We start from the raw sequence: 25,488 nt of genomic DNA, 5'->3' as shown, positions 1-25,488 counted from the left end.
GCAAAGTCAGACTTTGACAATCTTTACAAATTTACAGAGTGCCTTCGTCAAATATCCGACAGCTTAACTTCAATTTTAATGCGCTTTTGCTGCTTTTTCTGGCTCATCATCCAATGCGAATGTAAATTCAGTCACAGAAAGAGCAGCGACTAACCGCTCTTCGAGAACCAGTGAAAAGTGTGAGGAGACACCGAGATGACAGATTTTTACAGCCTTATTCCTTCGGCGCCCAAGGGTCGTTTCGACGGTATCGAACGTGCGCATACGGCCGAAGATGTAAAAAGGCTGCGCGGTTCGGTGGAGATCAAGTATTCGCTGGCTGAAATGGGCGCAAACCGCCTCTGGAAGCTGATCCATGAGGAAGATTTCGTCAACGCGTTGGGCGCGCTTTCCGGCAATCAGGCCATGCAGATGGTTCGCGCCGGACTGAAGGCGATCTACCTCTCCGGCTGGCAGGTTGCAGCGGATGCCAATACGGCATCGGCCATGTATCCGGATCAATCGCTTTATCCGGCCAATGCGGCTCCGGAACTGGCCAAGCGCATCAACAAGACCTTGCAGCGTGCCGACCAGATCGAAACCGCCGAAGGCAATGGACTTTCGGTCGACACCTGGTTTGCCCCGATCGTTGCCGATGCTGAAGCAGGCTTCGGTGGACCGCTGAACGCTTTCGAGATCATGAAAGCCTTTATCGAGGCCGGTGCGGCAGGCGTGCATTATGAAGACCAGCTCGCTTCGGAGAAGAAGTGCGGCCATCTTGGCGGCAAGGTTCTGATCCCGACAGCAGCGCATATCCGCAACCTCAACGCGGCGCGCCTTGCGGCAGACGTGATGGGAACGGCCACACTGGTCATCGCCCGCACGGATGCGGAAGCTGCCAAGCTTCTGACCTCGGATATCGACGAGCGCGATCAGCCCTTCGTTGATTACGATGCAGGCCGCACGGCGGAAGGCTTCTATCAGGTGAAGAACGGCATCGAGCCATGTATCGCCCGTGCGATTGCCTATGCGCCTTATTGCGATCTGATCTGGATGGAAACATCCAAGCCCGATCTCGAACAGGCTCGCCGCTTCGCGGAAGCCGTGCACAAGGCGCATCCGGGCAAGAAGCTCGCCTATAACTGCTCGCCGTCGTTCAACTGGAAGAAGAACCTCGACGACGCCACGATTGCCAAGTTCCAGCGTGAGCTGGGCGCGATGGGCTACAAGTTCCAGTTCATCACGCTGGCCGGTTTCCACCAGCTCAACTTCGGCATGTTCGAACTGGCACGCGGCTACAAGGACCGGCAGATGGCGGCCTATTCCGAACTGCAACAGGCGGAATTTGCAGCCGAAGCCAATGGCTACACTGCGACCAAGCACCAGCGCGAAGTCGGCACCGGCTATTTCGATGCCGTATCGCTCGCAATCACCGGCGGCCAGTCTTCGACCACCGCCATGAAGGAATCGACTGAAACAGCACAGTTCAGACCGGCTGCCGAGTAGCCGTCAGCAATCAAACAGGAGGAACAGTTCCATGAATTCGCCAGCACGCGTCAAGGAAAGAGCAGAAGAACAATCGTCAAGCATGTCCACGGATCAGCAGACCGTTATCCGTATGCTCGCCAACGATCTGCATCGCCTCAACTACACCGTCATGAAGGCGGTCGAGGCAGGCGTTTCGGTGGAACTGGTCCGCTCCGCCCGGCATCATGGTGGAGACGGCAACTGGGGTGATCTCCTGATCCCGGTTATCGTCACCCACGACAAATGATGACGATCCTGACAATTGCCGTCGCCACCATGCTTCTTGATCTTGCCGGTGGCGACGGCAGAAAACCCATCCCGGTCATTGCTTTCCAAAAGCTTTGACCGACCAGGTCACCCAACGCTTTCCTCGTCTTCACTCCGTCCCCCGGCTGCCCCTTCAGCCGGGGATTTTTTTGCACAAAACATCCATTTCAGAAATCGTCGAATTTTCCAAAATTGCAATAATTGTGAATATAAATTTAATACAGAATTGCATATCGAAGTACGCTTTAATTCATGTTTTTAATATAACTTTATAAAAACATGAAACGGAGAAAAAAATGAAGAATAATATTCTATTTCTTTATATTATATCAAGCGCGATTATTACAATTCCCAATCATTCAATGGCGAAAGAAGTCGCTACAACAGCATATCAAGATCAGGCGACGCGAGGCATCGTCGATGACATCGAGTGCATTTACAAAAAAGTCTTCTTCGACCCCGAGTGCTGGAAATCATAAGTCTCAACGACCGGAAAAGCCCCTTGGATGGGGCTTTTCTGTTTCAGCAGTTTGTGGAGCCTCCAAACACAACGAACAAAACACAAGGATAGCCATATGAACGCCCTCCTCGCATTTCTTGCAATTGTGCTCATACCCTTGGCATTCGGCTCAAAGTATTCTGTTGTCCAGGACGTCAATGCTACCACGATCAATGATCGACAGGCATCGGCCCCACATACCATCGAATTAAAACTTCCAATCTGCATCATTGATCGGGAACTATGCGCTCCACGCATTGTGCCGTGATGACGAAACAAGGCTGAACCCAATCAGTCATTCGCCCTCCCGACATGTACAAGCCTCCGACTGCGGGCGGCGCTTGTATTTCCCACGAAGGCCTCCCGCAGATGTTCTTCATTGGATTCACTGGTTGTGCTGCACGATGCTGAAATCCGCGCCAAGCCGGCTTGCGATTGCCAGCGTATTTTTCTGGAAAGACACACCAATTTTAATAGATTCTAATGAATATAAAATATCTTACAAAAAATAATTCGATATTGGGCTATATAAAACGAATATTATCGTGCTTATCTGTAAATGCATCGATGCATATTTACTTTGAAAATTAATATTAGGATTTATATTATGAAGAAGTATTTAGTATATACAACGCTTGCACTCGCTACCATGGCTGCTTCTGCTGGTCAGTCTTATGCAAATCCCGTTCATGATGTTCAAAGCCAGCTATCTGCGAACGGCCCGGCCGATGGCTTTATTTGCATTGTAACGCCAGTCTTCAAGTGGTGCCCATTTAAGTAAGAACTCAAAGATGGAAGCTTGGGCATCAACCCAAGCTTCTCACATCAGCAGATAATCGACAGGCTGCGGGAGGTCCGGCAAATTGGCCTCCCCCAGGGCTTCCCGCAGGTTGATTTCAATCGTATCGGCAATTGCCTCTATCGGCAGATCGTTTGGCAAAACACCGAAAGGCTCTTCCAGTTCATCGCCCAGCGCATCAAGGCCGAAGAATGTATAGGCCACCAGCGTCGTCGCAAAAGGCGTGCCCCAGCCCAGCATGTCGGCAAATCCGAACGGGATGAAAAAGCAGAACAGATAAGCCGTGCGGTGCAAAAGCAGCGTATAGCCGAAGGGCACAGGGGTGAACCGCAACCGCTCGCATGCCGCCTGTATCTCCGCCAGCGCGCTGACGGAATTGTCGAGCGTCTGGAAATCGATCGGCTGGATATCGCCTTTTGCCCGCAGACCGGCCAGCACGCCGCCAAGCTTGCGCAGGATGAAGTCGGGTCCATTGCGGCTTGTGGCCATGGCGGCATGTTCATCCGTTGACAGCCACTTGTCTCGCTTTGCGGTGCTATTGCCCGGACGAAGATGGACAACCATCGCCTGACAAAAACCTATGCCGTAATGCAGCAACCGGGCGCGTGCGCCCTCTGTGCCGGGCACCACATCCAGAAACATCGTCTGGCGCGCGAGATTGCGTGTCGTATAAACCAGCTTGCCCCAGATTTTGCGCGCTTCCCACCAGCGGTCGTAGCAAGCATTGTTGCGAAAGCCGAGAAAGATCGACAGCGCAATGCCCAGCAAGGCGAAGGGTGTACCGTTGTTGAATGCGGGCACCCAACCCGGAAAGACATGATGCCCGGCGACCACAACCATCGACAGCAGAAACACTGCGCATATCTGCGGCAGTATGCGCACCACAATGGAGCCTTTGACGATGAAGAAGAGCTGCCACAAGGGCGGGCGCGGGCGAACGATCATGGTATTTCAGTCCGGAAGCAAAACGAGCCGCAAATAAAGCGGGAATAAACAGGCTATACACCCTTCTGCCAGCCAATAGCGAGCAGGAAGACCATCACGATCCTGTATTTTCTGCCCGTAGAATGCTGCACCGATCCCGATCATCTTGTGCGTTCAACACAGCCATGATTACGCAGGATAAAATGTCGGTTCAGTCTTTCATTGATAGCGTCGCCCTAAAGACCGGCATCGACCCTGCGGTCGGCGAACGCGTTGCAGGGATCATGTTTTCCGTCGTTCAACACGAAAGACCGGATCTTGGCGCCCGCCTGTTCGAGAAAATTCCGGGCGCGGAAGAACTGGCCGACGCCAATGACGTCATGGCCAAAAACGCGGAAGGCGGACTGTTGAGCTGGGTTGCCAATGCGGCCAACAGTCTTGCGGGCGAAAGAATCGGCGCCTTGTTGAAAGGCCTTGCGGCACTGAAGGCGAGCGGCCTGACGATGGAACAGATCAAGCAGGTCAGTTTGCAGGCGCTCAGTCACGTTCGGGAACTGGATAGCCTGCTCGCAGATGAGCTTAAGGCGCATTTTCGCAATTTGAAGGCACGGTTCGGCCTTTGAAAGCGGGGCTTCCTCGCCCAAATAGCGACAGTTTTCCGATAACCAAAAAAGCCTGCTGGCCCCATTTGTCAACCACAGCCGACGCAGCTATCATGCACATATCGAAATCATTTTCTGGTGATGGATGTCTGCTGATACGACGGAAAAGAAGGTTACGCGTGCGCCGCGTCGCCGTACGCCTGCCTATGTCAAATCCCTGCGCGGGGTGAAGAACTGGAAGCAGGCAACCGAATGGCTAGCCTGGCGGGATATCGAAGACATCGAATGCATCACCCCCGATCAAGCGGGGGTTGCGCGCGGCAAGATGATGCCGTCCAAGAAATTCACGTCCAACACATCGCTGGCGCTGCCCTCGGCTGTCTTTATGACGACGATTTCCGGCGACTACCCGGAAGACGGCTACGGCTTCCACTATCCGGAAGACGATGGCGATCTGAGACTTTTGCCCGACCTTTCCACCCTGTCGGCTGTTCCTTGGGAAAGTGATCCGACGGCGCAGGTGATCTGCGATCTGGTCTATCAAGACGGACGCGCCGTTGAATTCACGCCGCGCAATGTGCTGCGCAATGTCGTTGCGGCTTACAACAAGCGTGGCCTCAAGCCGGTTGTGGCACCGGAAATCGAATTCTATCTGGTGCGCAAGAACCCCGACCCGGATTATCCGCTAACCCCGCCGGTTGGCCGATCAGGCCGCGCCATCGGCGGCGGACAGGGCTATTCGATTGCGGGCGTTAACGAGTTCGATGAACTCATCGATGATATCTACCATTTCTCCGAAGGTCAGGGTCTGGAGATCGACACGCTGATCCACGAAGAAGGCGCCGGTCAGCTGGAAATCAACCTGCGCCATGGTGATCCAGTCGAACTGGCCGATCAGGTTTTCCTGTTCAAGCGCACGATCCGCGAGGCGGCGCTCAAACACGACATGTATGCCACCTTCATGGCCAAGCCCATTCAGGGCCAGCCGGGTTCGGCGATGCATATCCACCAGTCGATCATCGACAAGAAGACGGGCCGCAACATCTTCACCAACGAGGATGGCAGCGAGAGCGAGGCTTTCCGCCACTTCATCGGCGGCATGCAGCGCCATGTGCCGAATGCTCTGGTGATGTTTGCGCCCTATGTGAATTCCTATCGTCGCCTGACGCCGGATGCCTCCGCGCCGGTCAACGTCAAATGGGGCTATGACAACCGCACCACCGCCTTCCGCGTGCCGCGCTCCGACCCCAATGCGCGCCGCGTGGAAAACCGCATTCCCTCCTCCGACGCCAATCCCTATCTGGCGCTGGCGGCTTCGCTTGCCTGCGGTCTGATCGGCCTCGTCAACAAGATCGAGGCGGAACAGCCCGCCACCACCAGCGTCAACACCAAGGAAGTCGAACTGCCGCGCGGTCTCATCGACGCCGTGGAATTGTTCGAAAGGGACGACGAACTGCGCAACCTGATCGGCAGTTCCTTCGTCACGACCTATGCCGCCATCAAGCGCGCCGAGTTCGAAACCTTCATGGAAGTCATTAGCCCATGGGAACGCGAGTTCCTGTTGCTCAATGTGTAGGTTAGGGCAGTAGGGCAGTAGGGCAGTAGGGCAGTAGGGCAGTAGGGCAGTAGGGCAGTAGGGCAGTAGGGCAGTAGGGAACGATAAACGGGGGATCATGGCAGTCAATTCATACCGTGATCTCCTTGTTTGGCAGCAAGCGATGGAATTGGTGACTTCGATTTACGAATTGACCAATGGTTGGCCCAAAGAAGAAATTTATGGACTGACAAGTCAGGCGCGCCGGGCCGCTGTCTCTGTACCTGCCAATATTGCTGAAGGCTTTGGCCGCGAAAATCGCGGCTCCTACCAGCAGTTTATGCGCATAGCTCAAGGTTCCCTGAAAGAATTGGAAACACATCTGCTTATCGTCGAGCGGTTAGGTTACATCCAGAAAGAGGCAATAGATCCGATGATGGCTGCGAGTGAAAGTGTCGGCAAACTTCTGCGCTTTTTGATCAGAAAGCTCTCCGACTAGAAAAACATACTGCCCTACTGCCTTATTGCCTTACTGCCCTATTCCGCCCCGGAGACATCGATGCCCTACCAGTCCCCAATCTCCCCCGGCCTCTCATGGTACGAAGCGAGTGTGCCGGAGCGGCCTGAATATCCAGAGCTTGACGGTTCGCGGCAGGCCGATGTCGTGATCATCGGCGGCGGCTATACGGGACTTTCCGCTGCCTACCATCTGGCGAAACAGGGCGCGGATGTGGTTCTGATCGAGGCCGAGCGTTTCGGCGATGGCGCATCGGGGCGTAATGGCGGCCAGTTCGGCACCGGTCAGCGCACATGGGCGGAAGACCTCGAAGCCGAATATGGCTATGAGCGCGCCAAAGCCCTGTTCGACGTGGCCGAAGAGGCGAAAGCCTATCTGCTGGCCTTCGCAAGCGAGCACCAGATCGACATGGACTATGTGCCCGGGCAAATCTCCGTCGTGCACAAGCCACGCTATCTCAAGCAATATGAGCGCCACGCGGAACTGATGCAGAGCCGCTTCAACTATTCGCATGTACGTTTCATCGGTCGCGATGAAACGGCGGCCTTGCTGGGGTCCAGTCGTTATCACGGCGGCGTCTACGATGCCGGAACCGGCCACATACACCCGCTGAAGCTGCTCATCGGCACCGCCAAGGCGGCAAAAGCGGCTGGCGCAAAGCTCTATGAGAATACCAAGGCAACCGGGATCACCACGGCCAGCGGGCGCGTGGAAGTCGCGACGACACGCGGTACGATTGTTGCGAAAAACGCCTTCATCGCCGTCAATGCCTATGGTGGCACGCTGGAGCCGATCAGCGCATCGCATGTTATGCCGATCCGCTCATTCATCGGTGCGACGGTGCCGCTTGGCGATGACAGCCCGGTCATACCGGGTGGCGAGTCGATCGACGATTCCCGCTTTGTGGTCCGCTATTTCCGCCGTTCGAAAGATGGTCGACTGCTGTTTGGCGGTCGCGAAGCCTATACGGCAGACAATCCGCGTGAGATCAGCACACATATCCGCCGTCAGATCGCGGAAATCTATCCCGCGCTTGGCAATGTCGAAATTACCCATGCCTGGGGCGGTTCGGTCGGCATAACCATGCCGCGCCAGCCTTTTGTCCGTGAAGTGATGCCGGGCGTCATTTCGGCAGGCGGTTTTTCCGGCCATGGCGTGATGCTGGCGAACTTCGTGGGCAAGCTTTATGCGGACAGCATTTCCGGCAAGCGCGAGAAGCTCAAACTGTTTGAGGAACTGCGCATCCCCGCTTTCCCCGGCGGGCGCACATTCCGCGCACCGCTCCTCTTCCTCGCGCTGTCATGGTACGCGCTGATGGATCGCGTATAAATGGAGGCGAGGNTAGGCGCCTCGCCTTTCTTCGACCTGCATTCTTGCAGGCCGCTCCCCTAAGAGCACATCCCGAAAAGTGTGAAACGGTTTTCGGGAAAGATGTGCGTTAAAGCGCTCTAAGCCGCGCGCTCCCCGGCCCTCAAAGCCAGACGCTGATAGGTTTCTTCCACCACATCACGCATCGGCAACATGCCGCTGAGACACAACAATGCGCGCATATGTTCGCGTCCGCCCTCATAGCCCATGATCGGCGCGAAGGGCTGCATCACGATGTTTGGCTCGTCTGTGTAGAGCTGCTGATACTCGGCAAAATTCATGAAGCTTTTATAGCTGTCGCCACGCAGCAGATAGGTTTCAACCGCGGCCCCTTCGGCGAATATCGCTTCATGGCTGTCGAGCATAATATTGTAGTAATCTATGGATTGATCCATCGCCACGCGGGTAATGGAACGCCCGTTGACGAGATCCTTGGCGCGGATTAAAACGCCGTCGATGAAAAGCGCATGATTGGGCGAAAGATAAAGATCGCGACGCGGTGTCATGCGATCCAGCGCGTGGCTGGCGATGCGGATCGGCATCACGTCTTCGCCCCATTCTGCGCCGCCCTTTCTGTAGCGTTGCCAGCCAACCCATTTGACCGGCACGACCTTGCAATCAGCGGTCACGACAAGGTCGCCAACGGCGAGGTTTTCCACGGCAACCGGTCCGCTCATGGTTTCAACCAGCGTCCCTTTCAGCAGGCAGTTGGTGCCGCCGCCATCACCGCCACTGCCTCCATCCTCCCACCATTTGGTTCCCAAGGCGCGGGCTGGCGTTGTGAGAGATGACGCCAGAGCGCCAATCGTGGCAGCCCTTGCGGCAGCAGCTCCCGCCACGCCCAAAAAATGGCGTCGCGCTCGGTTGCGTGGTGAATGCCTGTTTTGTTGTTCTGTCGACATAAATCCCTCCGCTCCATCTGTCTGTTACGACGCATCGCCCGCATGAAGCGCCGCGCGCTTTTGCCGGAAATGCGGTTGAACATCGGCCTGAAAACCAGTGCGGAGTTTTGCAAAGCACGATGCACAGATTGAAAACCCGAAACGACGCTTGCCATTGCGTGGAAATTCGTCGTTTCGATCGCTTTGCCCCAAGACTACGGTTCTGATCTTAGCTGATCATTCCCCGCTGAATATTCCGGCAAAACGGACGAAATCCTCGGTAAACAGGCGTAGAGCCTACCTCCAAAGGGGGAGATTTTCGGCGTTTTCTCGTGAGCCACAAAGCTTCGCGAACTGATCGAGATTAAGCGCCACTGCTTGCAGCCCGTGATTCTGCTGCTTGTCGCGATGTTAAAAATAGTATACCCCCCTATTTTATAAGGAGACGGCGATATGAGCACGCATCATCCGCACGGCGATCATGTTCATTCACATGAGCACCCTCATTCGCATTCGCACGGGCGCCAGCTTGAAGCGCGGCACGAGCATGTGTTTCTGGGCGAGAACCACCAGCGCAACGAACGACGCACGTGGATCGTGATCGCCATTACCGCCACGATGATGGTGATCGAGATTGTTGCCGGAAACCTTTACGGATCGATGGCGCTGGTTGCCGACGGCTGGCACATGTCCACCCATGCGGCGGCAATGCTCATTGCAGCGCTGGCCTATCTCTATGCCCGCAAGCATGCCAACAATCCGCGTTTCACCTTCGGGACGGGCAAGCTCGGCGATCTGGCGGGCTTTGCCAGCGCCATCGTTCTGGCCCTGATCGCACTGCTCATCGGCTGGGAGAGTTTCCAACGCTTCAGTGCTCCGGTGAGCATCGATTTTCATGAAGCCATTCTGGTCGCCTGCGTCGGTCTCGCGGTCAATCTCGTCTGCGCATGGTTGTTGAAAGACGATCACGAGCACCACCACGGGAATGAACACGTGCATGACCATGAAAAGGGTCACGACCAGAACCTGCGCGCCGCTTATGTCCACGTGCTGGCCGATGCGCTGACCTCGGTACTGGCGATTGCCGCCCTTCTTCTCGGCAGCCTTTACGGCTGGCTATGGCTCGACCCGGCCATGGGCATTGTCGGTGCATTGGTGATTGCACGCTGGTCCTGGGGTCTCGTTCGCGATGCGGGCGCAACGCTTCTCGATTACATTCCTGAAGGCGAGGATCTGCCCGAAGAGATCAGTGAAATCATTGCGAAGGAAGGCGGCGAGATTGCCGACCTGCATGTCTGGCAGCTTGGACCGGGGCATCACGGCGCCATCGTGTCGATTGTCACGGCGACCCCAAAGGCGCCGTCCTATTACCGCAAGAAGCTTGCAGCGATCCACGATTTGTCGCATGTGACGGTGGAGGTGGAAGCCCGCCCCGCCTGACCGATCGACCATTCAGGAGCAGCCATGACCCATACCATCCGCGAAAAGCAGAAGCTTATCAACCGCGTGCGCCGCATTCGCGGCCAGCTTGAGGGTGTGGAGCGGATGCTTGAAGAGGAAAAGGGCTGTTCTGAAGTCATGCAGGTGATTGCAGGCGTGCGCGGCGCGGTGAACGGGCTGATGGCGGAGGTGATCGAGGATCATATTCTGATGCATGTCGCCGATGGCGACCTGCCACAGAAAGAGCGCAACGAAGGCGCCGGCGAACTTGTGGATGTGGTTCGCGCCTACCTCAAATAATGTGAGGCTGTCGCTCATATTTGATCGAACTGTGCTATCAGACCGATAATCTTTCGACAGATTCGGATTTTCTGCATGGCGACCGGTTCAGCTTCCACCGACAAGAAAACCGCAATTCCCTCAACCGTGTGGATTTTGGGTTTCGTCAGCCTGTTGATGGATATTTCGTCGGAAATGGTACAGACACTGCTGCCGCTTTATCTGGTGGCGGGATTGGGCGCGTCCGCAATGATGGTCGGCTTTATCGAAGGTCTGTCGGTCGCCATCGCTACGATCACCAAGCTTTTCTCCGGCGTCATATCCGACTGGACTGGCCGCCGAAAACCCCTCGCAGTGGCGGGCTATGGGCTCGCGGCCCTCTCCAAGCTTATCTTTCCGCTTGCCACGACTGCGGGCGGCATCGTCACCGCCAAAGCCATCGACCGTGTCGGCAAGGGCATACGCGGCACACCGCGCGACGCTCTGATTGCCGACGTTACGCCGCCGGAAATTCGCGGCGCGGCCTTCGGCTTGCGCAAGTCACTTGATACGGTTGGCGGCTTTGTCGGTCCGCTTGTCGCTATCGGCTTGATGCTGGCGACAAGGCGGCAGCATCGTCACGATCTTCTGGATTGCCGCCATCCCGGCCTTCATCGCGGTCGCACTTCTGATCGTCGGCATTCGCGAACCGGAATCGCCGCCCGCGCGTTCAAAAGGCTTTCCCCGCTTTGCCGATACAGGGAAACTCAATGCCGCCGTGTGGATCGTCATCGCTGTCGCGTCGATCCTGACGCTTGCCCGTTTTAGCGAAGCGTTTCTGCTGCTCAAAGCGCAGGAAGCCGGTTTTGCCGCGGCATGGGTGCCAATCACCATGGTTGTCATGCATGCGGTTTATGGACTGACCGCCTATCCCGTTGGCAGCCTGTCGGACCGGATGGGCCGCAAGGGCCTGCTTGCCGCAAGCCTTGGCTTTCTTGTCGCCGCCGATCTGGTGCTCGCCCATTCGACGTCGATTTATCCGTTTCTGGCGGGCATTGTCCTGTGGGGGCTGCATATGGGCTTTTCGCAAGGCATTCTGGCAACGCTTATCGCGGATACCGCGCCCGCCCATCTCAAGGGCACCGCCTTCGGCATATTCAACGTGATCACCGGCTTTGTCATGCTGGCGGGAAATATCGGCGCAGGCTGGCTATGGGAGGCCCACGGCTCGTCTGCCACGTTCCTCGCCGGAGCGTTCCTCTCCGCAGTCGCGCTTTTAAGCCTGCTGCTGCTTCCTAAACCGCGCACCAGCAATGCCTGAAGCGGCCCTAGAGCGGGCCTAAAGTGGCAATGCCGAGGTCTGCTTGACGGCCTGACTGGGCACATCCGTCTTGAGGTTCTGCACACCCTTGATGCGACTTAGATATTCCGACTGGAACCGCCGATATTCTTCAATATCTGCGGCGACCACGCGGATCATCGCGTCGTAATCGCCCAGCATGAAGTAGCATTCGAGCACCTGCGGCAGCTTCAATATCTCGCGCGCAAATTCCTGAAGCGTCTCCTCGTCCTGCCTGTCCAGCCGAATGCGGGTGAAGAAAGTCAGCCCCTTGCCGATCTTGGCGGGATTGAGCACCGCGACATAGCGGTCGATCACGCCCGCTTCTTCCAGAAGTTTCACCCGCCTGAGACAGGGCGATGGTGATAGTCCGACCTCGCGCGCCAGATCATTGTTGGCGATGCGCCCGTCGCGTTGCAGCACGCGCAGAATCCGCTTGTCGATCTCGTCCAGTTTCATTGGCCACCAATTCCATTTATGCCCGTATTATTGGCATTAACTGCCAAATATTGCTGCAATTGGCCAATCTTTGCAACCCGATTGCTCAAGACATTGGCTATATTGCCGTTCGCTCTCAGGCAAAGATGCTCAAGCATTTCCAGCAAAAGTGCGAAGCGGTTTTGCGTCGGATAATGCGTGAAAAAATGGACAGAGCGGTTTCGTAAAAACGGGAACCGCTCTGGAGTAACAGACAAGGGGCAGCCGCGAGGCCCGCCAACGGGAATTTTATGGATATTTCGCAGGCTTATGTGCCTCAACAAAGCAAATCCGGGCGCCGATCTGAATTCTGGCGGGGTGCAGCCGCTGGACTGCCGGTTTTGCTTGGCATTATTCCCTATGCTCTGGTTCTGGGCGCACAGGCCGCACAGAAGGGTCTCAGCGTCATTGAAGTGCCGTTAATGACCGGTCTGAATTTTGCGGGCGGCTCGGAGTTTGCAGCCATCCAGCTCTGGACCTCGCCGCCGCACGTCCTGCTCATTGCTGCCATCACGCTTCTGGTCAACAGCCGCCATCTGCTGATGGGCGCGGCCCTTGCACCCTTCATCCGCCATCTGCCGAAGCGCAAGGCTTTCGCCAGCCTGTTTCTGATGTGCGATGAAAGCTGGGCGCTCGGCCTCGCCGATGCAAAGCGCCGTCAGGCGAAGGGCGTCAATCCGGCGCTGAGCCTCAAATTCTATGCGGGCGTCGCCATCCCGTTCTACATCGCTTGGGTGGTGTTCACCACGCTTGGTGCAGCCTTTGGCCCGATGATGGGCGATTTGCGCCCCTATGGTTTCGACATGGCGTTTCCGGCAGTGTTTCTGGTGCTGCTGGCTGGCATGTGGAAGGGTTTTGCCGCAGCGCGCCCGTGGCTGGTCAGCCTTGTCGTCGCTGCCGTTACCTATCTCACCATTCCCGGCGCATGGTATGTCGCCGCTGGCGCATTGTCCGGCCTCGTAGCCGCCTATCTTTTGGCAGGTGAAGAATGATCGATCCGTTAGCCGTTCTCACCGTCGTTTTGATGGCCAGCGTCACCTATCTCACCCGCATCGGCGGCTATGTGCTGCTGCGCAATCGCACGCTCAGCAAACGGGCCACGGCTGTGATGGAAGCTGCACCCGGCTGTGTGCTGATATCAGTCATCGCGCCGGATTTCGTCTCCGACAAACCCGCCGATCTTCTGGCGCTGGCGATCACCATTCTTGCCGCCACGCGCTTTTCCATGCTGCCGACCGTGATCATCGGCATCAGCGCTGCCGGTCTTTGCCGCTACCTAATCGGATAGCGGCAACGCACTTCAGTGCAGGTGCTGCAACTTGTCGGGATTGCGGACGACATAGATCGCCGCAATCTTTCCATCTTCGATATCGAGCGCGGTGGTCTGGATCTGACCATCCGATTCAAGCGAGATAAAGCCCGGCAGACCATTGATGAAGGTGGTGCGCAAGAGCTTGGAACCATTGGCTCTGAAATAGCCGGCAAGCTTCTCGTGAATTTCCATGACATCGGTAAAACCGAAAATCGGTTTCGGGAAAGCCGGACGTTTTCCGCCGCCGTCCGCATGCATGTGCACATCGGCGGCCAGCATAGTGCCCAGCGCATTCATATCGCCGCTGCGTGAAGCCGTGAAGAAAGCCTGCGCCAGTTCAAGGCCGCGCTGCTTATCGACCTGAAAACGCGGGCGTTCCTCGCGGACATGTTTGCGCGCGCGGGCCGCGAGCTGGCGGCAGGCCGCTGCATCGCGCTGGATTGTTTTCGAGATTTCATCGAAGTCGAGGCCGAATACGTCGTGCAACAGGAAAGCCGCCCGTTCCAGCGGTGAAAGCCGCTCCAATGCCAGCATCAGCGGCAAGGTAACATCGTCGTCTTCCTCTTCCTCCTCGATCACCGGGTCTGGAATCCACGGGCCGAGATAGGTTTCGCGCTGCCGCTGGCCGGATTTAAGCCGGTCGAGACAAAGCCGCGTGACTGTGCGCCGCAGAAAGGCTTCCGGCTCGCGCACTTCGCTGCGATCGGCGTTCATCCAGCGGATGAACGCCTCCTGCACCATATCTTCCGCATCGGCGACAGAGCCGAGCATGCGATAGGCGACGCGGATCAGTTTCGGACGCAGCGGATCGAAAATTTCCGCTGCGTTGTCATGAGCCTGCTCGCCCACCATCAGGCGACAGCCTCGGCGGCGGGCTTCTGGGCGGTGGCTTTTGCAGCCGCCGGATCGAACCAGAGGCCGAATCCAACGGCCATGCGGTTCCAGCCATTGATAATGTTGATCATCAGCGTGAGATTCACCTGTTCCCCCTCCGTAAACTGCGCCTGTAAGGCCTCGCGCGCTTCGGCAAGATCATGGCCCTGCGAGAGGCGTGTCAGCGCGTCCACCCAGCCAAGCGCAGCGCGCTCGCGTTCAGAATAGCATGGCGCTTCCTGCCAGGCCGAGAGCAAATAAATGCGCTGTTCGGTTTCACCCAGCGAACGGGCCTCAATCGTATGCATATTGATGCAGTTTGCGCAGGCATTGATCTGAGACGAGCGAATTTTGACCAGTTCGATCAGGCTTCCTTCCAGACTGGAAGCGACGGCCTGTGAGGTGTTCATCCAGGACTTCATCAGGGCAGGAGCAACATTGAATGGGTTCAGCGTAGCAGTCATGGTCTCGTTCCTTTCGGGTTTAATTTGGTGGTTCGAAAGACATGACGAGCGAGCAACGCTGAATGTGACATGCAGGCAAAAAAAATTTGCCGATGGCCGCTATTTTCCAAGTTCTCCCAATATCCATGCCCGAAAAGCCCGGATTTTCGGCACGTTACGGCGGGATTCCGGATAGACCAGCCAATACGAACGGCCATCGTCGCAGAGGAGGTCGAAGGGCTGGATCAGCAGACCCGCCGCAACTTCCGCCGTATGAAAAGCTGGTGTGAAGATACCCATGCCAAGGCCTGCCGTGGCTGCACGCCCTTCCAGATGCTGTGCACCCAACCGGTTCTGCGTGTTGCCCCGCACCTGCGGGTCGCGAACGCCAGCGGCTTCGAACCACAGCCGCCACCACGGATCGCTCGCATCAATGGCTGGCAGGCGCAACAGGTCGGCGGGCTCGCGCACCCCGCCAATGCTCGCCGCAAGTTTCGGGCTCAGCATGGGCGTGAATTGCGCCTTGATCAGCTCATGACTGACCAATCCCGGCCAGTTGCCAGTCCCGGTGCGGATCGCCAGATCGACCTCGCTCTGGGTGAAATCGACCAGTCTGTCGTTGGAATCAAGCCGCACCGCCAGAAGCGGATGCTCCATCTGGAACGAGCCAAGGCGCTGAACCAGCCAGTTGGCTGCGAAAGTGGCCACGACGCTGATCGAAAGAACACCTTCCGTATCCTCCCGCAAGGTCGCGAAAGCCGTGCGCATTGTTTCAAAAGCTTCGGTGATGGACGGCGCCAGTCGCTCACCAAGCTCGGTCAGCTTCACCTGTCTCGGCATGCGCAGAAAGAGGGGCGCTCCAACCCGCTCCTCCAGCATCTTGATCTGATAGCTGACGGCAGCCTGCGTCATGCCAAGCTCTTCCGCAGCCTTGGTAAAGCTCGCATGCCGGGATGCGGATTCAAAGACGCGAATGGCGGATAAAGGGGGAAGCGACGACACCATGATGCATAAGTTCTCCTTATGCATGGTAATCGACGTTCAATTGGAAAACAACAGCTTTTCCGGCCATATCTATAGGCAGAATTTAACTGAGCTATCTCCCACGGCTCACAAAAGCAAAGCCGGAACCATGCAAAACATCAAGATCAATGCGCCAACCCTTGCAGGGGTCTGCACCGCGTCTGGCCCTTCCGATAAAGCCGCCACTGGCTGGTATCGCCTGTTCATGCGCCTGTTTCAGCGCAAACCAGCGCCCTATGTCGTCAGCGAACATTCGCCCGATTACCTGCTGCGCGACCTTGGCCTCATGGAAGGGCGTCAGTCACGCTTGCCACGCGGCGGACACAGGCTGCCTGACTGGCGCTAATTCAGGCGCTGATGACCGCAAAGCCGCGGGCCTTCAGGCCGCGACGGTCTTCGTGCAAACTGCTGACGAGACGGTCGCGGCTGCCGCCCAGATGGGCGCTCAACAGCTTTGCCGCCTCGTCGGCATCGCCATTGCGCACCGCATCAAGGATTGCGTGATGCTCGCGCCAGGCACGGGCAAGTGCTGCTTCATCGCGCACTTCCAACCAGCGCGCCCGCGACAGGCGCTGCATTGCATCGCGGACGCCACGGCTTAGAAACTCATTGCCTGATAGGCGCGCCAGTTCGATATGAAAATCCATGCCCACCCGATGCCATTCCTCCCGCGAGGTTTCGGCATCGCAACTGTCCAGCATGGCGCCAATCGGCTCGACACCGCTGCGATCATCAAGCGTCGCAGTCAAACGGATCGCCGCCACTTCCAGCGCCTCACGATAGACGCCGATCTGTTCAATTTCGTTGAGATTGATCGGCGAGACGGTCCAGCCGCGCCCTTCACGACAGACGAGACCCTCCGCTTCCAGCCGCAACAATGCTGCGCGGATCGGCGTGCGGGAAGCGGCAAACTGCGCCTCCACCCAGCGTTCCGTCAGGCGTTCGCCCGGCCCAAGCTCAAGCCCCAGGATCATGTCGCGGAGTTGCTCTTCCACTTGCCTCATCTGTGACATTGCCGACCGGTCTCCTTATTCATCACGCCATGAATGCCTTGCTCCGGCGGGAGTTGACAAGGCGAAGCAACAGGCGCATGCATGTATTCCGTTTTGGTATCCCAAAATGGCATACAAGACAATCCCATTCCCGCATCGCCCATTCACACATCAAGATGCAATCGCAGGACATGACATGAGTACGACCCAAGCTGCCGCCAGGGACGCCGTCGCTTTAGACGGCTCCGCTGGCCCTATGGCTGGCCCGAAACAGGCTGAGGAAAACCACGAGCGTTACTGGAAACAGAACCTGCTCATTTGCCTCCTCGGTTCGTTCACCACGCTGATCGCCATGTCGCTCTTGCTTCCTTTCCTGCCGCTTTACGTGGAACAGCTTGGCGTCTCCGACCATGCGGCCATCGTGCAGTGGTCCGGCATCGCCTATGGCGCCACCTTTCTCGCCGCCGCCTTCGTCGCGCCGCTCTGGGGCAAGCTTGGTGACCGTTATGGCCGCAAGCTGATGCTGATCCGCGCCAGTCTCGGCATGGCTATCGCCATGTCGCTGATCGGCATGGTGACGAGCGTCTGGCAGCTGGTCGCGCTGCGCCTGTTCGTCGGCATTGCGGGCGGCTACTCCTCCGGCTCGATGATCCTCGTCGCGACACAGACCCCGAAAGACAAGACCGGCTGGGCGCTGGGCGCGCTTTCGGCGGGCATCATGGCGGGCAATCTGGCCGGACCGCTGCTCGGCGGTGCTTTGCCGCCATTGATCGGCATCCGCGCCACATTCTGGCTGGCGGGCGGCGTGATCTTCCTGACCTTCCTCGCCACGACTTTCCTGATCCGCGAAGAGCGCAAGCCGCCAAAACCGACCAAGGAGCAGAAGGCGGAATCCATCTGGGCGGCTATTCCCGACAGAAAGCCGGTTCTGGCCATGTTGGTGACGGGCATGCTGCTGCTGTTCGCCAATATGTCGATCGAGCCGATCATCACTGTTTATGTCATGCAGCTGATGGGCGACCAGACCAAGGTCACGTTGATTTCTGGCGTTGTGATGGCTGCGGCTGCACTGGGCAGCATCCTGTCCTCGTCGCGCCTCGGGCGTCTGGCCGACCGCGTCGGGCACAGATATGTCATCATCGGTGCGTTGGCGGTTTCCGCATTGTTGCTGATCCCGCAGGCTTTCGTTACGCAAGCCTGGCAACTGATCGGCCTGCGCTTCCTGATGGGGCTGGCGCTGGGCGGCCTCCTGCCCTGCATCACCAGCGTCATCCGGCACAATGTGCCCGACCGTGTCGCTGGCGGCATCCTCGGCTATTCGGTCTCGGCGCAATATGTCGGACAGGTCGCGGGCCCGGTGGCAGGTGGCTTCGTCGGCGGCCATTTCGGCATGCGGGCCGTGTTTCTCGGCACCTGCCTGATGATGGCATTCGGTGCGCTTTATAACTGGATAGTGCTGCGCCGCGCTTCACAGAACTGACGTAACCAAGGGATACTGGCTGTCACTCCATCACTTCCATGATTCTTTGAGACATTGAATGACAGACCATATCTTCGCGCCCTTCGAAACGCTTGCCGCTGAACTTCTGCCGCATGCATTGGAACATGGTGAGGACGGATCGCACGATTTGTCCCACCTCGCCCGCGTCTGGAAGAATGCCTCGGCCATTCACAGTACCGAAGGCGGCGACGCCGAAATTCTCTGCGCGGCGGCAATTCTGCATGATTGCGTGAGCGTGGAGAAAAATTCACCCGACCGGCACAAGGCCTCGCGTCTTGCTGCCGACAAGGCTTCCGCACTGCTGCGCAGCCTCGGCTGGGACGATGAGCGCATTGCCCGCGTCGCCCATGCGGTTGAAGCGCACAGCTTTTCCGCCAATATCGAGCCCGTGACCATCGAGGCACAGACCTTGCAGGATGCCGACAGGCTCGACGCAATTGGCGTGATCGGTGCAGCACGCTGCTTCTATATTGCAGGCCGTATGGGAAGCGCCCTTTATGACTGGCGCGACCCGCGCGCTGATGACCGCGCGCTTGACGACAAAGCCTATGCGCTCGATCATTTCCGCACGAAGCTGTTCAAGCTTGCCTCCGGGTTCAGAACAGAAACCGGAAGGCGTATGGCCGCGGAACGCCATAAGCGGCTGGAAGCCATTTATGATGACTTCCTCGCTGAAGCAGGTTGCTAAATGGAATAGCCGCCGTCGACACTGAGCGCCGTCCCCGTCACCATCGAGGCGGCGTCGGATGCGAGCCAAAGGGCAGCCTCGGCCACATCGTCCGGCGTCGAAAAACGATCAAGCGGGATGGTCGCCTTCAGAGCCTGACGCGCTTCCGGCGTATCGTCTTCCAGAAACAGCTTCAGCGCTTCACTGTCGCTTTCCGCCGGGCAGATGCAATTGACGCGAATGTTCTTTTCGGCCAGCTCCAGCGCCATCGCCTTGGTGGCGCTGATAATCCAGCCCTTGGACGCGCTATACCAGACCAGCCCCTTGCGCGGACGCAGGGCTGTCGCCGAAGCTGTGTTGATGATGACGCCGCCACCCTGATGCTCCATGATCGGCACAACGATCTGCGTCGAATAATAGAGCGCCTTCATATTGACCGCGCTGATCAGATCGAAATTGTGTTCGTCCACCTCGGTCAGCGGCATGTTGCGATGGGTGAAACCGGCATTGTTGACCATGATATCGATGCGCCCGAAAGCCTCGAAGGCTGCACGCGCCACGCGTTCGACATCATCCTTGCGTGAGACATCCGCCTGCACCGACAGCGCATTCTTGCCGAGACGCGCCAGTTCGTCTTCCACGCGCTTCACATTAACGTCAGCCAGCACGACTTTCGCGCCTTCGGCTGCAAATCGGTGCGCCATGCCTGAACCGAAACCCGATCCGGCACCGGTGATGATTGCGACCTTATCCTGCAGCCTCTTCATGTCATTCTCCTTTGACAAAGTCGTTTCAGACTTTGTGTGCAAATCACTTGAAACACGATTGTTTGTTCCAATATGGCTTTAAGATGAACATGTCATGTGTGCATAAGCGGTTAACCCGACAAAACCGACAGGCTGCCTCCGCGCGCGGTCTAATCCCTGCACTTTGCCGACATTTGCCCCCGAGTTCAAATTCACGAGAATGCGGCAATCGGACGGTTGAATTTAAATCGATTAAATTATAAAGATGGGCCGCGCATATGGCACCGTTGTCATAGTAGGCTATGACTGACAGACTGATTTGCGCGAACGAAAGAAGAGAGCGACAGATGACCAGCCAGACTATTCCGGTAGAGCCTTTCGACTGCATCGTTTTTGGCGGCTCGGGCGACCTAGCCGAACGCAAACTGATCCCGGCATTGTATCAGCGGCAGCGTGCAGGCCAGCTCTCCGACCCGACGCGCATTATCGGCGCGTCACGCAGCGCCATGACCGATGACGAGTATCGCAAGTTTGCGCGCGATGCCATTCATGAGCACGTCAAGCCTGCGGAAGTCGATGAAAAGCAGGTCGAAGAATTTCTGAAGCGTGTCAGCTATGTTGCCGTCGACGCCAAGTCCGAAGAGGGCTGGGATGCGCTCAAGACGCTGATCGGCAAGAAGCCGGAAAAGATTCGCGCCTTTTACCTTGCAGTCAGCCCGACCTTGTTCGGCGACATTGCCACGCGCCTGAAGAGCCATGGCCTCATCACCCGCGACACCCGCATCATCGTTGAAAAGCCGATTGGCCGCGATCTGGATTCGGCAATGGCGCTCAACGACACGCTGGGCAGCGTGTTCCGCGAAGACCAGATTTTCCGTATCGACCACTATCTGGGCAAGGAAACAGTGCAGAACCTGATGGCGCTGCGCTTTGCCAATGCGCTTTATGAGCCGCTTTGGAACTCCGCCCATATCGACCATGTCCAGATCACCGTTGCCGAAGCTGTTGGCCTTGAAGGTCGCGCCGGTTATTACAACACGGCAGGCGCACTGCGCGACATGGTGCAGAACCATATTCTCCAGCTGCTCTGCCTTGTGGCCATGGAACCCCCATCGTCGATTGAAGCGGATGCCGTGCATGACGAAAAGGTCAAGGTGCTGCGCTCGCTGAAGCCCATCACCAATGCCAATGTCGAGGATGTGACTGTTCGCGGCCAGTATCGCGCGGGCGCATCTGCCGGCGGTCCGGTTCGCGGTTATCTCGAAGACCTCGAAAGCGACACCAGCAACACGGAAACCTTCGTGGCGCTGAAAGCCGAAATCGCCAACTGGCGCTGGGCGGGCGTGCCGTTCTACCTGCGCACAGGCAAGCGTCTGGCAACCCGTGTGTCGGAAATCGTCGTGACCTTCAAGCCGATCCCGCATTCGATCTTCGGTGAAAGTGCTGGCAAGGTCATCGCCAACCAGCTCGTCATCCGCCTACAGCCCGATGAGGGCGTCAAGCAGTGGCTGATGATCAAGGATCCGGGCCCGGGCGGCATGCGCCTGCGTCATGTTCCACTCGACATGAGCTTTGCCGAATCCTTCAGCGAACGCAATCCGGATGCCTATGAACGGCTTATCATGGACGTTGTTCGCGGCAATCAGACCCTGTTCATGCGTCGCGACGAAGTCGAGGCCGCATGGCGCTGGGTCGATCCGATCCTCCAGGGATGGGAGTTGAACAGTCAGCCGGTCCAGGGTTACACCGCAGGGACGTGGGGACCATCGTCGTCCATCGCATTGATTGAACGCGACGGTCGCACTTGGCACGAAACGTTGTAAGGACCCTGAAAGGAACGGCATGAACATCGAACGTCACGACTTCACCAGCGGAACGGAACTGGCGCAATCGCTTTCTGAGGCGATTGCAATCAAGCTGGCTGCCGCAATCGCTGAGCGGGGACAGGCCACACTGGCCGTCTCCGGCGGCACCACGCCGCTGAAACTGTTCGAGGTGCTGTCGCGCAAGATGATCGACTGGAACCTCGTCACGATTACCCTCGTTGACGAGCGTTTCGTGGCAACAGACAGCGATCGTTCCAACGAAAAGCTGGTACGGGACCATCTTTTGCGCGATCATGCAGGCGTGGCCCGTTTCATCGGCCTCTATAATCCGGCGGCGACGGCTGAAACGGCGGCGCTTGCTGCCGCCAGCCGCATCGACGCATTGCGCCGTCCTTTCGACGTGGTGGTGCTTGGCATGGGTAATGACGGTCATACCGCATCATTCTTCCCGAATGCCGACCGGCTCGATCAGGCGATCGACCCGGCAACGCGGGCGCTCGTTCTGCCAATCCATGCCGAAGGTGCGGGCGAAAAGCGCCTGACGCTGACTTTGCCGCTGATCGCCGAGGCCGACATGCTCGTGCTTCACATCGAAGGCGCGGCCAAGCAGGCAACGCTTGAAAAGGCGCTGTCCGGCGACGACGAACTTGAAATGCCGGTACGGGCCGTCTTCCACCATGCCCGCACCCCCATCCAGCTTTACTGGACCAGTTTAATTCCATTCAGGCCAGATTGGCACAGGTGATACCCATGCCCATGCAGTCCGCTCACAAACGCATTCAGGAAATCACCGAGCGCATCCGTGAACGCTCCAAACCAACCCGCGAGGCCTATATTGGCCGCGTGCGCGAGGCTGCGTTGAAAAAGCCGAACCGCACGGTGCTGGCCTGCGCCAATCTCGCCCATGGTTTTGCGGCCTGCGGACCGCATGACAAGGCGGCGCTGACCGGCGACGAAGTGCTGAATCTGGGCATCATCACCGCCTATAACGACATGCTCTCGGCGCATCAGCCGTTCGAGACCTTTCCGCAGCTCATCAAGCAGGCTGCGCGCGATGCGGGCGGCGTTGCGCAGGTGGCAGGCGGCGTACCGGCGATGTGCGATGGCGTCACCCAGGGTTTCGCCGGGATGGAACTGTCGCTGTTCTCGCGTGAAGTCATTGCCATGGCCGCTGCTGTCGGCCTGTCGCACGACATGTTCGATGCCGCCGTCTATCTCGGCGTCTGCGACAAGATCGTGCCGGGCCTGATCATTGGCGCGCTGACCTTCGGTCACTTGCCTGCAATCTTCGTGCCTGCCGGTCCGATGACCAGCGGTCTGCCGAATGACGAGAAGGCAAAGACCCGCCAGCTTTATGCGGAAGGCAAGGTCGGGCGCGAGGAACTGCTGATCTCGGAATCCAAGTCCTATCACGGTCCCGGCACCTGCACGTTCTACGGCACCGCCAATTCCAACCAGATGCTGATGGAAATCATGGGCCTGCATCTGCCGGGCGCGTCCTTCATCAATCCGGGCACGCCGCTGCGCGATGCGCTGACACGCGAAGCCGCCAAGCGCGCGCTGGCGATCACGGCCTGCGGTAATGAATATACGCCTGTCGGCGAAATGCTGGACGAACGGTCTTTCGTCAATGGCATCATCGGCCTCAACGCCACCGGCGGTTCGACGAACCATACGATCCATCTGATCGCCATGGCGGCGGCAGCTGGGATCAAGCTGACCTGGCACGATATTTCCGAGATTTCGGACGCGGTGCCGCTGCTCGCCCGTGTCTATCCGAACGGTCTTGCCGATGTAAACCATTTCCACGCCGCTGGCGGCATGGGCTTCCTCATCCGTGAGCTTCTCGACGGCGGCATTCTTCATGAAGATGTGCGCACCGTCTGGGGCGAAGGACTGCGCCCTTACGCCATCGAGCCAAAGCTTGGCGCTGACGGCACCGTCATACGCGAGCCGGTTCCCGAAAAGAGCGGCGACGACAAGGTGCTGGCGAAAATCCATTCGCCATTCCAGCCGAGCGGCGGTCTCAAGGTGCTGACGGGCAATATTGGCAATGCGATCATCAAGGTTTCCGCCGTGAAGCCAGAGCGTCAGGTGATTGAAGCGCCTGCAAAGGTGTTCAACGATCAGGCCGAATTGCAGGCTGCCTTCAAGGCAGGCGATCTGACCGGCGATTTCGTCGCGGTGGTTCGCTATCAGGGGCCGAAAGCCAATGGCATGCCGGAACTGCACAAGCTGATGACCGTTCTCGGCATCCTGCAGGATCGCGGCCAGCGCGTGGCTCTCGTCACCGATGGTCGTTTGTCCGGCGCATCGGGCAAGGTTCCTTCCGCAATCCACGTCACGCCGGAAGCACTCGATGGCGGCGCCATCGGAAAAATCCGCAATGGCGATGTTATCCGCCTGGATGCCGTCAATGGTACGCTGGAAGTTTTGATCAATCACGCGACACTCGACGCCCGACTTCAAGAGCGTCCCGATCTTTCCGCCAACGAACATGGCATGGGTCGCGAACTGTTCCGCGCCTTCCGGCAGATCGCCGGGCGAGCCGATGAGGGCGCATCGGTCTTCTGAAGCAATTAAGGCAAAGCGGGTTTTGCACCGCTTTGCCTCTCAAATCGCACTGGCTTGCGTGAAGAGGCGCAAAAAGCGCCTCTCAATTGTGTCAGAAAACGGGCTTTTTTGCGCCTACACTGCGGCAAGCCGCCGTCAGCGTATTTGCCATCAGCATGGCGATGGTCATCGGGCCGACACCACCCGGAACCGGCGTGATCGCGCCCGCAACCTTCTCCGCATCCGCAAAATCGACATCGCCGACGAGACGGGTTTTGCCCTCGCCCCTTTCCGGTGCCGGAATGCGGTTGATGCCGACATCAATCACCGTCGCGCCGGGCTTTACCCAATCGCCCTTGACCATCTGCGGACGACCAACAGCTGCGACCAGAATATCCGCCGCGCGTGCAATCGCAGGCAGATCCTTGGTGCGGCTATGTGCAACCGTGACCGTTGCATTGGCCGCAAGCAGCAGATTGAACATCGGCTTGCCGACAATGTTGGAACGCCCTATCACCACAGCATTGAGACCGGAAAGATCGCGGCCATGAACACGCTCGATCATGATCATCGCACCGGCTGGCGTGCAGGGAACGAAGGCCGTGTCGACCTCGCCAGTGCCCAGCTTGCCGACATTGATGAAGTGGAAGCCGTCCACGTCCTTGTCCGGTGAAATCGTCTGGATGACGCGGCCTGAATCGATATGCTTCGGCAGCGGCAGCTGCACCAGGATGCCGTGAATGGCCGGATCGTTGTTGAGGCTCTCGATCAGGTCGAGAAGCTCCTGCTCCGACGCCGTGTCCGGCAGATCATACTGAACGGAATGGAAGCCGCATTCCTTGGCCTTGCGGCCTTTGGAGGCGACATAGATCTGGCTCGCCGGGTCTTCACCCACGATCACCACGGCAATACCGGGAACAACGCCGGTCGCTGCAACGAGCTTTTCGGTTTCGGTCTTCACCGTGGAAACCACATCCTCGGCGAGCTTCTTGCCATCGATCAACTGGGCCATAGCGAGCGCTTCTTTCTGTTCGAAATATCGGCTTTGCGAGATAAACGGGCTGCAATGTCTGGGAGATACATCACATCCGTCGGGCATACATGCCAATAAGCGTCATGGCGCGCGATGACAATTGGCGAA

The 25,488-nt window shown here is 57.8% G+C and carries 27 protein-coding genes and 1 pseudogene; 18 read left to right on the top strand and 10 right to left on the bottom strand.

Going from position 1 to position 25,488, the window contains the following annotated elements; all coding sequences use genetic code 11:
- Nucleotides 1-195 precede the first annotated feature (195 nt).
- From aceA to ACTJKP_RS17285, 3 genes are all read left to right on the top strand, one after another.
- Complete coding sequence (aceA, locus tag ACTJKP_RS17295; RefSeq protein WP_151591806.1) at nt 196-1,485, top strand: isocitrate lyase; 1,290 nt, start codon at nt 196-198, stop codon at nt 1,483-1,485.
- Between the two features lie 31 nt (nt 1,486-1,516).
- Complete coding sequence (locus ACTJKP_RS17290; protein ID WP_078339793.1) at nt 1,517-1,753, top strand: SMc00767 family acetate metabolism repressor; 237 nt, start codon at nt 1,517-1,519, stop codon at nt 1,751-1,753.
- Between the two features lie 316 nt (nt 1,754-2,069).
- Complete coding sequence (locus ACTJKP_RS17285) at nt 2,070-2,252, top strand: hypothetical protein (RefSeq protein WP_440631550.1); 183 nt, start codon at nt 2,070-2,072, stop codon at nt 2,250-2,252.
- Between the two features lie 840 nt (nt 2,253-3,092).
- Here ACTJKP_RS17285 and ACTJKP_RS17280 read toward each other — a convergent pair.
- On the bottom strand, nt 3,093-4,016 hold the full coding sequence (locus tag ACTJKP_RS17280; RefSeq protein WP_440631549.1) for a bestrophin family protein: 924 nt from the start codon (nt 4,014-4,016) through the stop codon (nt 3,093-3,095).
- Nucleotides 4,017-4,198: 182 nt separating this feature from the next.
- Here ACTJKP_RS17280 and ACTJKP_RS17275 point away from each other — a divergent pair, with 182 nt between their 5' ends.
- The 4 genes from ACTJKP_RS17275 to ACTJKP_RS17260 all read left to right on the top strand — a co-directional run bounded on the left by ACTJKP_RS17275 (nt 4,199) and on the right by ACTJKP_RS17260 (nt 7,977).
- On the top strand, nt 4,199-4,618 hold the full coding sequence (locus tag ACTJKP_RS17275; RefSeq protein ID WP_440631548.1) for a DUF2267 domain-containing protein: 420 nt from the start codon (nt 4,199-4,201) through the stop codon (nt 4,616-4,618).
- 124 nt (nt 4,619-4,742) lie between these two features.
- Nucleotides 4,743-6,173 (top strand): glutamine synthetase family protein, encoded by a 1,431-nt coding sequence (locus ACTJKP_RS17270; protein ID WP_078339798.1) that lies wholly within the window; start codon nt 4,743-4,745, stop codon nt 6,171-6,173.
- 97 nt (nt 6,174-6,270) lie between these two features.
- Nucleotides 6,271-6,630: a four helix bundle protein gene (locus tag ACTJKP_RS17265; protein WP_440631547.1), complete on the top strand. Its 360-nt coding sequence runs from the start codon at nt 6,271-6,273 to the stop codon at nt 6,628-6,630.
- A 60-nt stretch (nt 6,631-6,690) separates the two neighbouring features.
- On the top strand, nt 6,691-7,977 hold the full coding sequence (locus tag ACTJKP_RS17260) for an NAD(P)/FAD-dependent oxidoreductase (protein ID WP_440631546.1): 1,287 nt from the start codon (nt 6,691-6,693) through the stop codon (nt 7,975-7,977).
- Between the two features lie 119 nt (nt 7,978-8,096).
- Here the strand turns inward: ACTJKP_RS17260 and ACTJKP_RS17255 are convergent, their stop codons facing one another.
- Entirely contained in the window at nt 8,097-8,918 is an 822-nt protein-coding gene (locus ACTJKP_RS17255) for a Hint domain-containing protein (RefSeq protein ID WP_440631545.1), read from the bottom strand.
- Nucleotides 8,919-9,350: 432 nt separating this feature from the next.
- Between ACTJKP_RS17255 and dmeF the strand changes: the two genes are divergently transcribed.
- The 3 genes and pseudogenes from dmeF to ACTJKP_RS17240 all read left to right on the top strand — a co-directional run bounded on the left by dmeF (nt 9,351) and on the right by ACTJKP_RS17240 (nt 11,916).
- Nucleotides 9,351-10,337 carry a CDF family Co(II)/Ni(II) efflux transporter DmeF gene (gene dmeF, locus ACTJKP_RS17250; RefSeq protein ID WP_440631544.1) on the top strand — a complete coding sequence of 329 codons (987 nt, stop codon included), beginning with the start codon at nt 9,351-9,353 and terminating at the stop codon, nt 10,335-10,337.
- Between the two features lie 24 nt (nt 10,338-10,361).
- Nucleotides 10,362-10,637 carry a metal/formaldehyde-sensitive transcriptional repressor gene (locus ACTJKP_RS17245; RefSeq protein WP_440631543.1) on the top strand — a complete coding sequence of 92 codons (276 nt, stop codon included), beginning with the start codon at nt 10,362-10,364 and terminating at the stop codon, nt 10,635-10,637.
- Between the two features lie 75 nt (nt 10,638-10,712).
- Nucleotides 10,713-11,916: pseudogene (locus tag ACTJKP_RS17240) on the top strand (MFS transporter).
- Between the two features lie 18 nt (nt 11,917-11,934).
- Here the strand turns inward: ACTJKP_RS17240 and ACTJKP_RS17235 are convergent.
- Together ACTJKP_RS17235 and ACTJKP_RS17230 are read right to left on the bottom strand one after the other, a co-directional pair.
- The gene (locus ACTJKP_RS17235; protein ID WP_440631542.1) at nt 11,935-12,393 is read right to left on the bottom strand and encodes an Lrp/AsnC family transcriptional regulator; all 459 of its coding nucleotides are present in this window, start codon (nt 12,391-12,393) and stop codon (nt 11,935-11,937) included.
- Nucleotides 12,390-12,629 carry a hypothetical protein gene (locus tag ACTJKP_RS17230; RefSeq protein WP_440631541.1) on the bottom strand — a complete coding sequence of 80 codons (240 nt, stop codon included), beginning with the start codon at nt 12,627-12,629 and terminating at the stop codon, nt 12,390-12,392. Before ACTJKP_RS17230 ends, ACTJKP_RS17235 begins: the two co-directional genes overlap by 4 nt.
- A gap of 33 nt (nt 12,630-12,662) precedes the next feature.
- On the opposite strand from ACTJKP_RS17230, the gene ACTJKP_RS17225 reads away from it, so the two are divergent.
- Nucleotides 12,663-13,403, top strand: coding sequence for an AzlC family ABC transporter permease (locus tag ACTJKP_RS17225; protein WP_440631540.1), 741 nt, complete (start codon nt 12,663-12,665; stop codon nt 13,401-13,403).
- The gene (locus tag ACTJKP_RS17220) at nt 13,400-13,699 is read left to right on the top strand and encodes an AzlD family protein (RefSeq protein ID WP_440631539.1); all 300 of its coding nucleotides are present in this window, start codon (nt 13,400-13,402) and stop codon (nt 13,697-13,699) included. The genes ACTJKP_RS17225 and ACTJKP_RS17220 overlap by 4 nt, the downstream gene beginning before the upstream one ends.
- A 12-nt stretch (nt 13,700-13,711) precedes the next feature.
- Here ACTJKP_RS17220 and ACTJKP_RS17215 read toward each other — a convergent pair whose 3' ends face one another.
- The 3 genes from ACTJKP_RS17215 to ACTJKP_RS17205 all read right to left on the bottom strand — a co-directional run bounded on the left by ACTJKP_RS17215 (nt 13,712) and on the right by ACTJKP_RS17205 (nt 16,044).
- The gene (locus ACTJKP_RS17215) at nt 13,712-14,575 is read right to left on the bottom strand and encodes a sigma-70 family RNA polymerase sigma factor (protein ID WP_440631538.1); all 864 of its coding nucleotides are present in this window, start codon (nt 14,573-14,575) and stop codon (nt 13,712-13,714) included.
- Nucleotides 14,575-15,060 carry a carboxymuconolactone decarboxylase family protein gene (locus ACTJKP_RS17210; protein WP_440631537.1) on the bottom strand — a complete coding sequence of 162 codons (486 nt, stop codon included), beginning with the start codon at nt 15,058-15,060 and terminating at the stop codon, nt 14,575-14,577. The genes ACTJKP_RS17215 and ACTJKP_RS17210 overlap by 1 nt, the downstream gene beginning before the upstream one ends.
- A gap of 99 nt (nt 15,061-15,159) precedes the next feature.
- Nucleotides 15,160-16,044, bottom strand: a complete 885-nt coding sequence (locus tag ACTJKP_RS17205) for a LysR substrate-binding domain-containing protein (protein ID WP_440631536.1) — start codon at nt 16,042-16,044, stop codon at nt 15,160-15,162.
- 127 nt (nt 16,045-16,171) lie between these two features.
- Between ACTJKP_RS17205 and ACTJKP_RS17200 the strand changes: the two genes are divergently transcribed.
- Complete coding sequence (locus tag ACTJKP_RS17200) at nt 16,172-16,408, top strand: hypothetical protein (RefSeq protein ID WP_139364401.1); 237 nt, start codon at nt 16,172-16,174, stop codon at nt 16,406-16,408.
- Nucleotide 16,409: 1 nt separating this feature from the next.
- Here the strand turns inward: ACTJKP_RS17200 and ACTJKP_RS17195 are convergent, their stop codons facing one another.
- Nucleotides 16,410-17,075: a GntR family transcriptional regulator gene (locus ACTJKP_RS17195; RefSeq protein ID WP_440631535.1), complete on the bottom strand. Its 666-nt coding sequence runs from the start codon at nt 17,073-17,075 to the stop codon at nt 16,410-16,412.
- A 175-nt stretch (nt 17,076-17,250) separates the two neighbouring features.
- Here ACTJKP_RS17195 and ACTJKP_RS17190 point away from each other — a divergent pair, with 175 nt between their 5' ends.
- Together ACTJKP_RS17190 and ACTJKP_RS17185 are read left to right on the top strand one after the other, a co-directional pair.
- A complete protein-coding gene (locus ACTJKP_RS17190) occupies nt 17,251-18,534 on the top strand; it encodes a multidrug efflux MFS transporter (RefSeq protein WP_440631534.1) in 1,284 nt (427 codons plus the stop codon).
- A 58-nt stretch (nt 18,535-18,592) separates the two neighbouring features.
- Entirely contained in the window at nt 18,593-19,243 is a 651-nt protein-coding gene (locus ACTJKP_RS17185) for an HD domain-containing protein (RefSeq protein ID WP_078339814.1), read from the top strand.
- Here ACTJKP_RS17185 and ACTJKP_RS17180 read toward each other — a convergent pair.
- Nucleotides 19,240-19,989, bottom strand: coding sequence for an SDR family oxidoreductase (locus ACTJKP_RS17180; protein ID WP_440631533.1), 750 nt, complete (start codon nt 19,987-19,989; stop codon nt 19,240-19,242). The genes ACTJKP_RS17185 and ACTJKP_RS17180 overlap by 4 nt on opposite strands.
- 326 nt (nt 19,990-20,315) lie before the next feature.
- On the opposite strand from ACTJKP_RS17180, the gene zwf reads away from it, so the two are divergent.
- The 3 genes from zwf to edd are packed head-to-tail and all read left to right on the top strand — an operon-like array spanning nt 20,316 to nt 24,368.
- Nucleotides 20,316-21,791, top strand: coding sequence for a glucose-6-phosphate dehydrogenase (zwf, locus tag ACTJKP_RS17175; protein WP_078339816.1), 1,476 nt, complete (start codon nt 20,316-20,318; stop codon nt 21,789-21,791).
- A gap of 19 nt (nt 21,792-21,810) precedes the next feature.
- Nucleotides 21,811-22,539, top strand: a complete 729-nt coding sequence (pgl, locus tag ACTJKP_RS17170) for a 6-phosphogluconolactonase (protein WP_440631532.1) — start codon at nt 21,811-21,813, stop codon at nt 22,537-22,539.
- A 5-nt stretch (nt 22,540-22,544) separates the two neighbouring features.
- A complete protein-coding gene (gene edd, locus ACTJKP_RS17165) occupies nt 22,545-24,368 on the top strand; it encodes a phosphogluconate dehydratase (RefSeq protein WP_440631531.1) in 1,824 nt (607 codons plus the stop codon).
- A 91-nt stretch (nt 24,369-24,459) separates the two neighbouring features.
- On the opposite strand, the gene folD is transcribed toward edd, so the two are convergent.
- Nucleotides 24,460-25,359 (bottom strand): bifunctional methylenetetrahydrofolate dehydrogenase/methenyltetrahydrofolate cyclohydrolase FolD, encoded by a 900-nt coding sequence (gene folD, locus ACTJKP_RS17160; protein ID WP_440631530.1) that lies wholly within the window; start codon nt 25,357-25,359, stop codon nt 24,460-24,462.
- Nucleotides 25,360-25,488: the final 129 nt, after the last annotated feature.

Source organism: Brucella sp. 22210 (genome assembly GCF_052045675.1).
In the GTDB taxonomy this organism is placed as follows: Bacteria; Pseudomonadota; Alphaproteobacteria; order Rhizobiales; family Rhizobiaceae; genus Brucella.
The sequence above is the reverse complement of the archived record's forward strand: the minus strand, read 5'-3'. Positions and strand labels throughout refer to the sequence as shown.

Excerpts from the sequence above, each read along its gene's own strand:
- ACTJKP_RS17260 (WP_440631546.1), top strand. The coding sequence starts at position 6,691 with ATGCCCTACCAGTCCCCAATCTCCCCCGGCCTCTCATGGTACGAAGCG.
- ACTJKP_RS17285 (WP_440631550.1), top strand. The coding sequence starts at position 2,070 with ATGAAGAATAATATTCTATTTCTTTATATTATATCAAGCGCGATTATT.
- ACTJKP_RS17270 (WP_078339798.1), top strand. The coding sequence starts at position 4,743 with ATGTCTGCTGATACGACGGAAAAGAAGGTTACGCGTGCGCCGCGTCGC.
- aceA (WP_151591806.1), top strand. The coding sequence starts at position 196 with ATGACAGATTTTTACAGCCTTATTCCTTCGGCGCCCAAGGGTCGTTTC.
- ACTJKP_RS17225 (WP_440631540.1), top strand. The coding sequence starts at position 12,663 with ATGGATATTTCGCAGGCTTATGTGCCTCAACAAAGCAAATCCGGGCGC.
- ACTJKP_RS17235 (WP_440631542.1), bottom strand. The coding sequence starts at position 12,393 with ATGAAACTGGACGAGATCGACAAGCGGATTCTGCGCGTGCTGCAACGC.
- zwf (WP_078339816.1), top strand. The coding sequence starts at position 20,316 with ATGACCAGCCAGACTATTCCGGTAGAGCCTTTCGACTGCATCGTTTTT.
- pgl (WP_440631532.1), top strand. The coding sequence starts at position 21,811 with ATGAACATCGAACGTCACGACTTCACCAGCGGAACGGAACTGGCGCAA.
- ACTJKP_RS17265 (WP_440631547.1), top strand. The coding sequence starts at position 6,271 with ATGGCAGTCAATTCATACCGTGATCTCCTTGTTTGGCAGCAAGCGATG.
- ACTJKP_RS17190 (WP_440631534.1), top strand. The coding sequence starts at position 17,251 with ATGAGTACGACCCAAGCTGCCGCCAGGGACGCCGTCGCTTTAGACGGC.
- ACTJKP_RS17210 (WP_440631537.1), bottom strand. The coding sequence starts at position 15,060 with ATGACTGCTACGCTGAACCCATTCAATGTTGCTCCTGCCCTGATGAAG.
- ACTJKP_RS17185 (WP_078339814.1), top strand. The coding sequence starts at position 18,593 with ATGACAGACCATATCTTCGCGCCCTTCGAAACGCTTGCCGCTGAACTT.
- ACTJKP_RS17245 (WP_440631543.1), top strand. The coding sequence starts at position 10,362 with ATGACCCATACCATCCGCGAAAAGCAGAAGCTTATCAACCGCGTGCGC.
- dmeF (WP_440631544.1), top strand. The coding sequence starts at position 9,351 with ATGAGCACGCATCATCCGCACGGCGATCATGTTCATTCACATGAGCAC.
- ACTJKP_RS17220 (WP_440631539.1), top strand. The coding sequence starts at position 13,400 with ATGATCGATCCGTTAGCCGTTCTCACCGTCGTTTTGATGGCCAGCGTC.
- ACTJKP_RS17205 (WP_440631536.1), bottom strand. The coding sequence starts at position 16,044 with ATGGTGTCGTCGCTTCCCCCTTTATCCGCCATTCGCGTCTTTGAATCC.
- ACTJKP_RS17195 (WP_440631535.1), bottom strand. The coding sequence starts at position 17,075 with ATGTCACAGATGAGGCAAGTGGAAGAGCAACTCCGCGACATGATCCTG.
- ACTJKP_RS17180 (WP_440631533.1), bottom strand. The coding sequence starts at position 19,989 with ATGAAGAGGCTGCAGGATAAGGTCGCAATCATCACCGGTGCCGGATCG.
- ACTJKP_RS17280 (WP_440631549.1), bottom strand. The coding sequence starts at position 4,016 with ATGATCGTTCGCCCGCGCCCGCCCTTGTGGCAGCTCTTCTTCATCGTC.
- ACTJKP_RS17275 (WP_440631548.1), top strand. The coding sequence starts at position 4,199 with ATGTCGGTTCAGTCTTTCATTGATAGCGTCGCCCTAAAGACCGGCATC.
- ACTJKP_RS17255 (WP_440631545.1), bottom strand. The coding sequence starts at position 8,918 with ATGTCGACAGAACAACAAAACAGGCATTCACCACGCAACCGAGCGCGA.
- ACTJKP_RS17200 (WP_139364401.1), top strand. The coding sequence starts at position 16,172 with ATGCAAAACATCAAGATCAATGCGCCAACCCTTGCAGGGGTCTGCACC.
- edd (WP_440631531.1), top strand. The coding sequence starts at position 22,545 with ATGCCCATGCAGTCCGCTCACAAACGCATTCAGGAAATCACCGAGCGC.
- ACTJKP_RS17290 (WP_078339793.1), top strand. The coding sequence starts at position 1,517 with ATGAATTCGCCAGCACGCGTCAAGGAAAGAGCAGAAGAACAATCGTCA.
- folD (WP_440631530.1), bottom strand. The coding sequence starts at position 25,359 with ATGGCCCAGTTGATCGATGGCAAGAAGCTCGCCGAGGATGTGGTTTCC.
- ACTJKP_RS17215 (WP_440631538.1), bottom strand. The coding sequence starts at position 14,575 with ATGGTGGGCGAGCAGGCTCATGACAACGCAGCGGAAATTTTCGATCCG.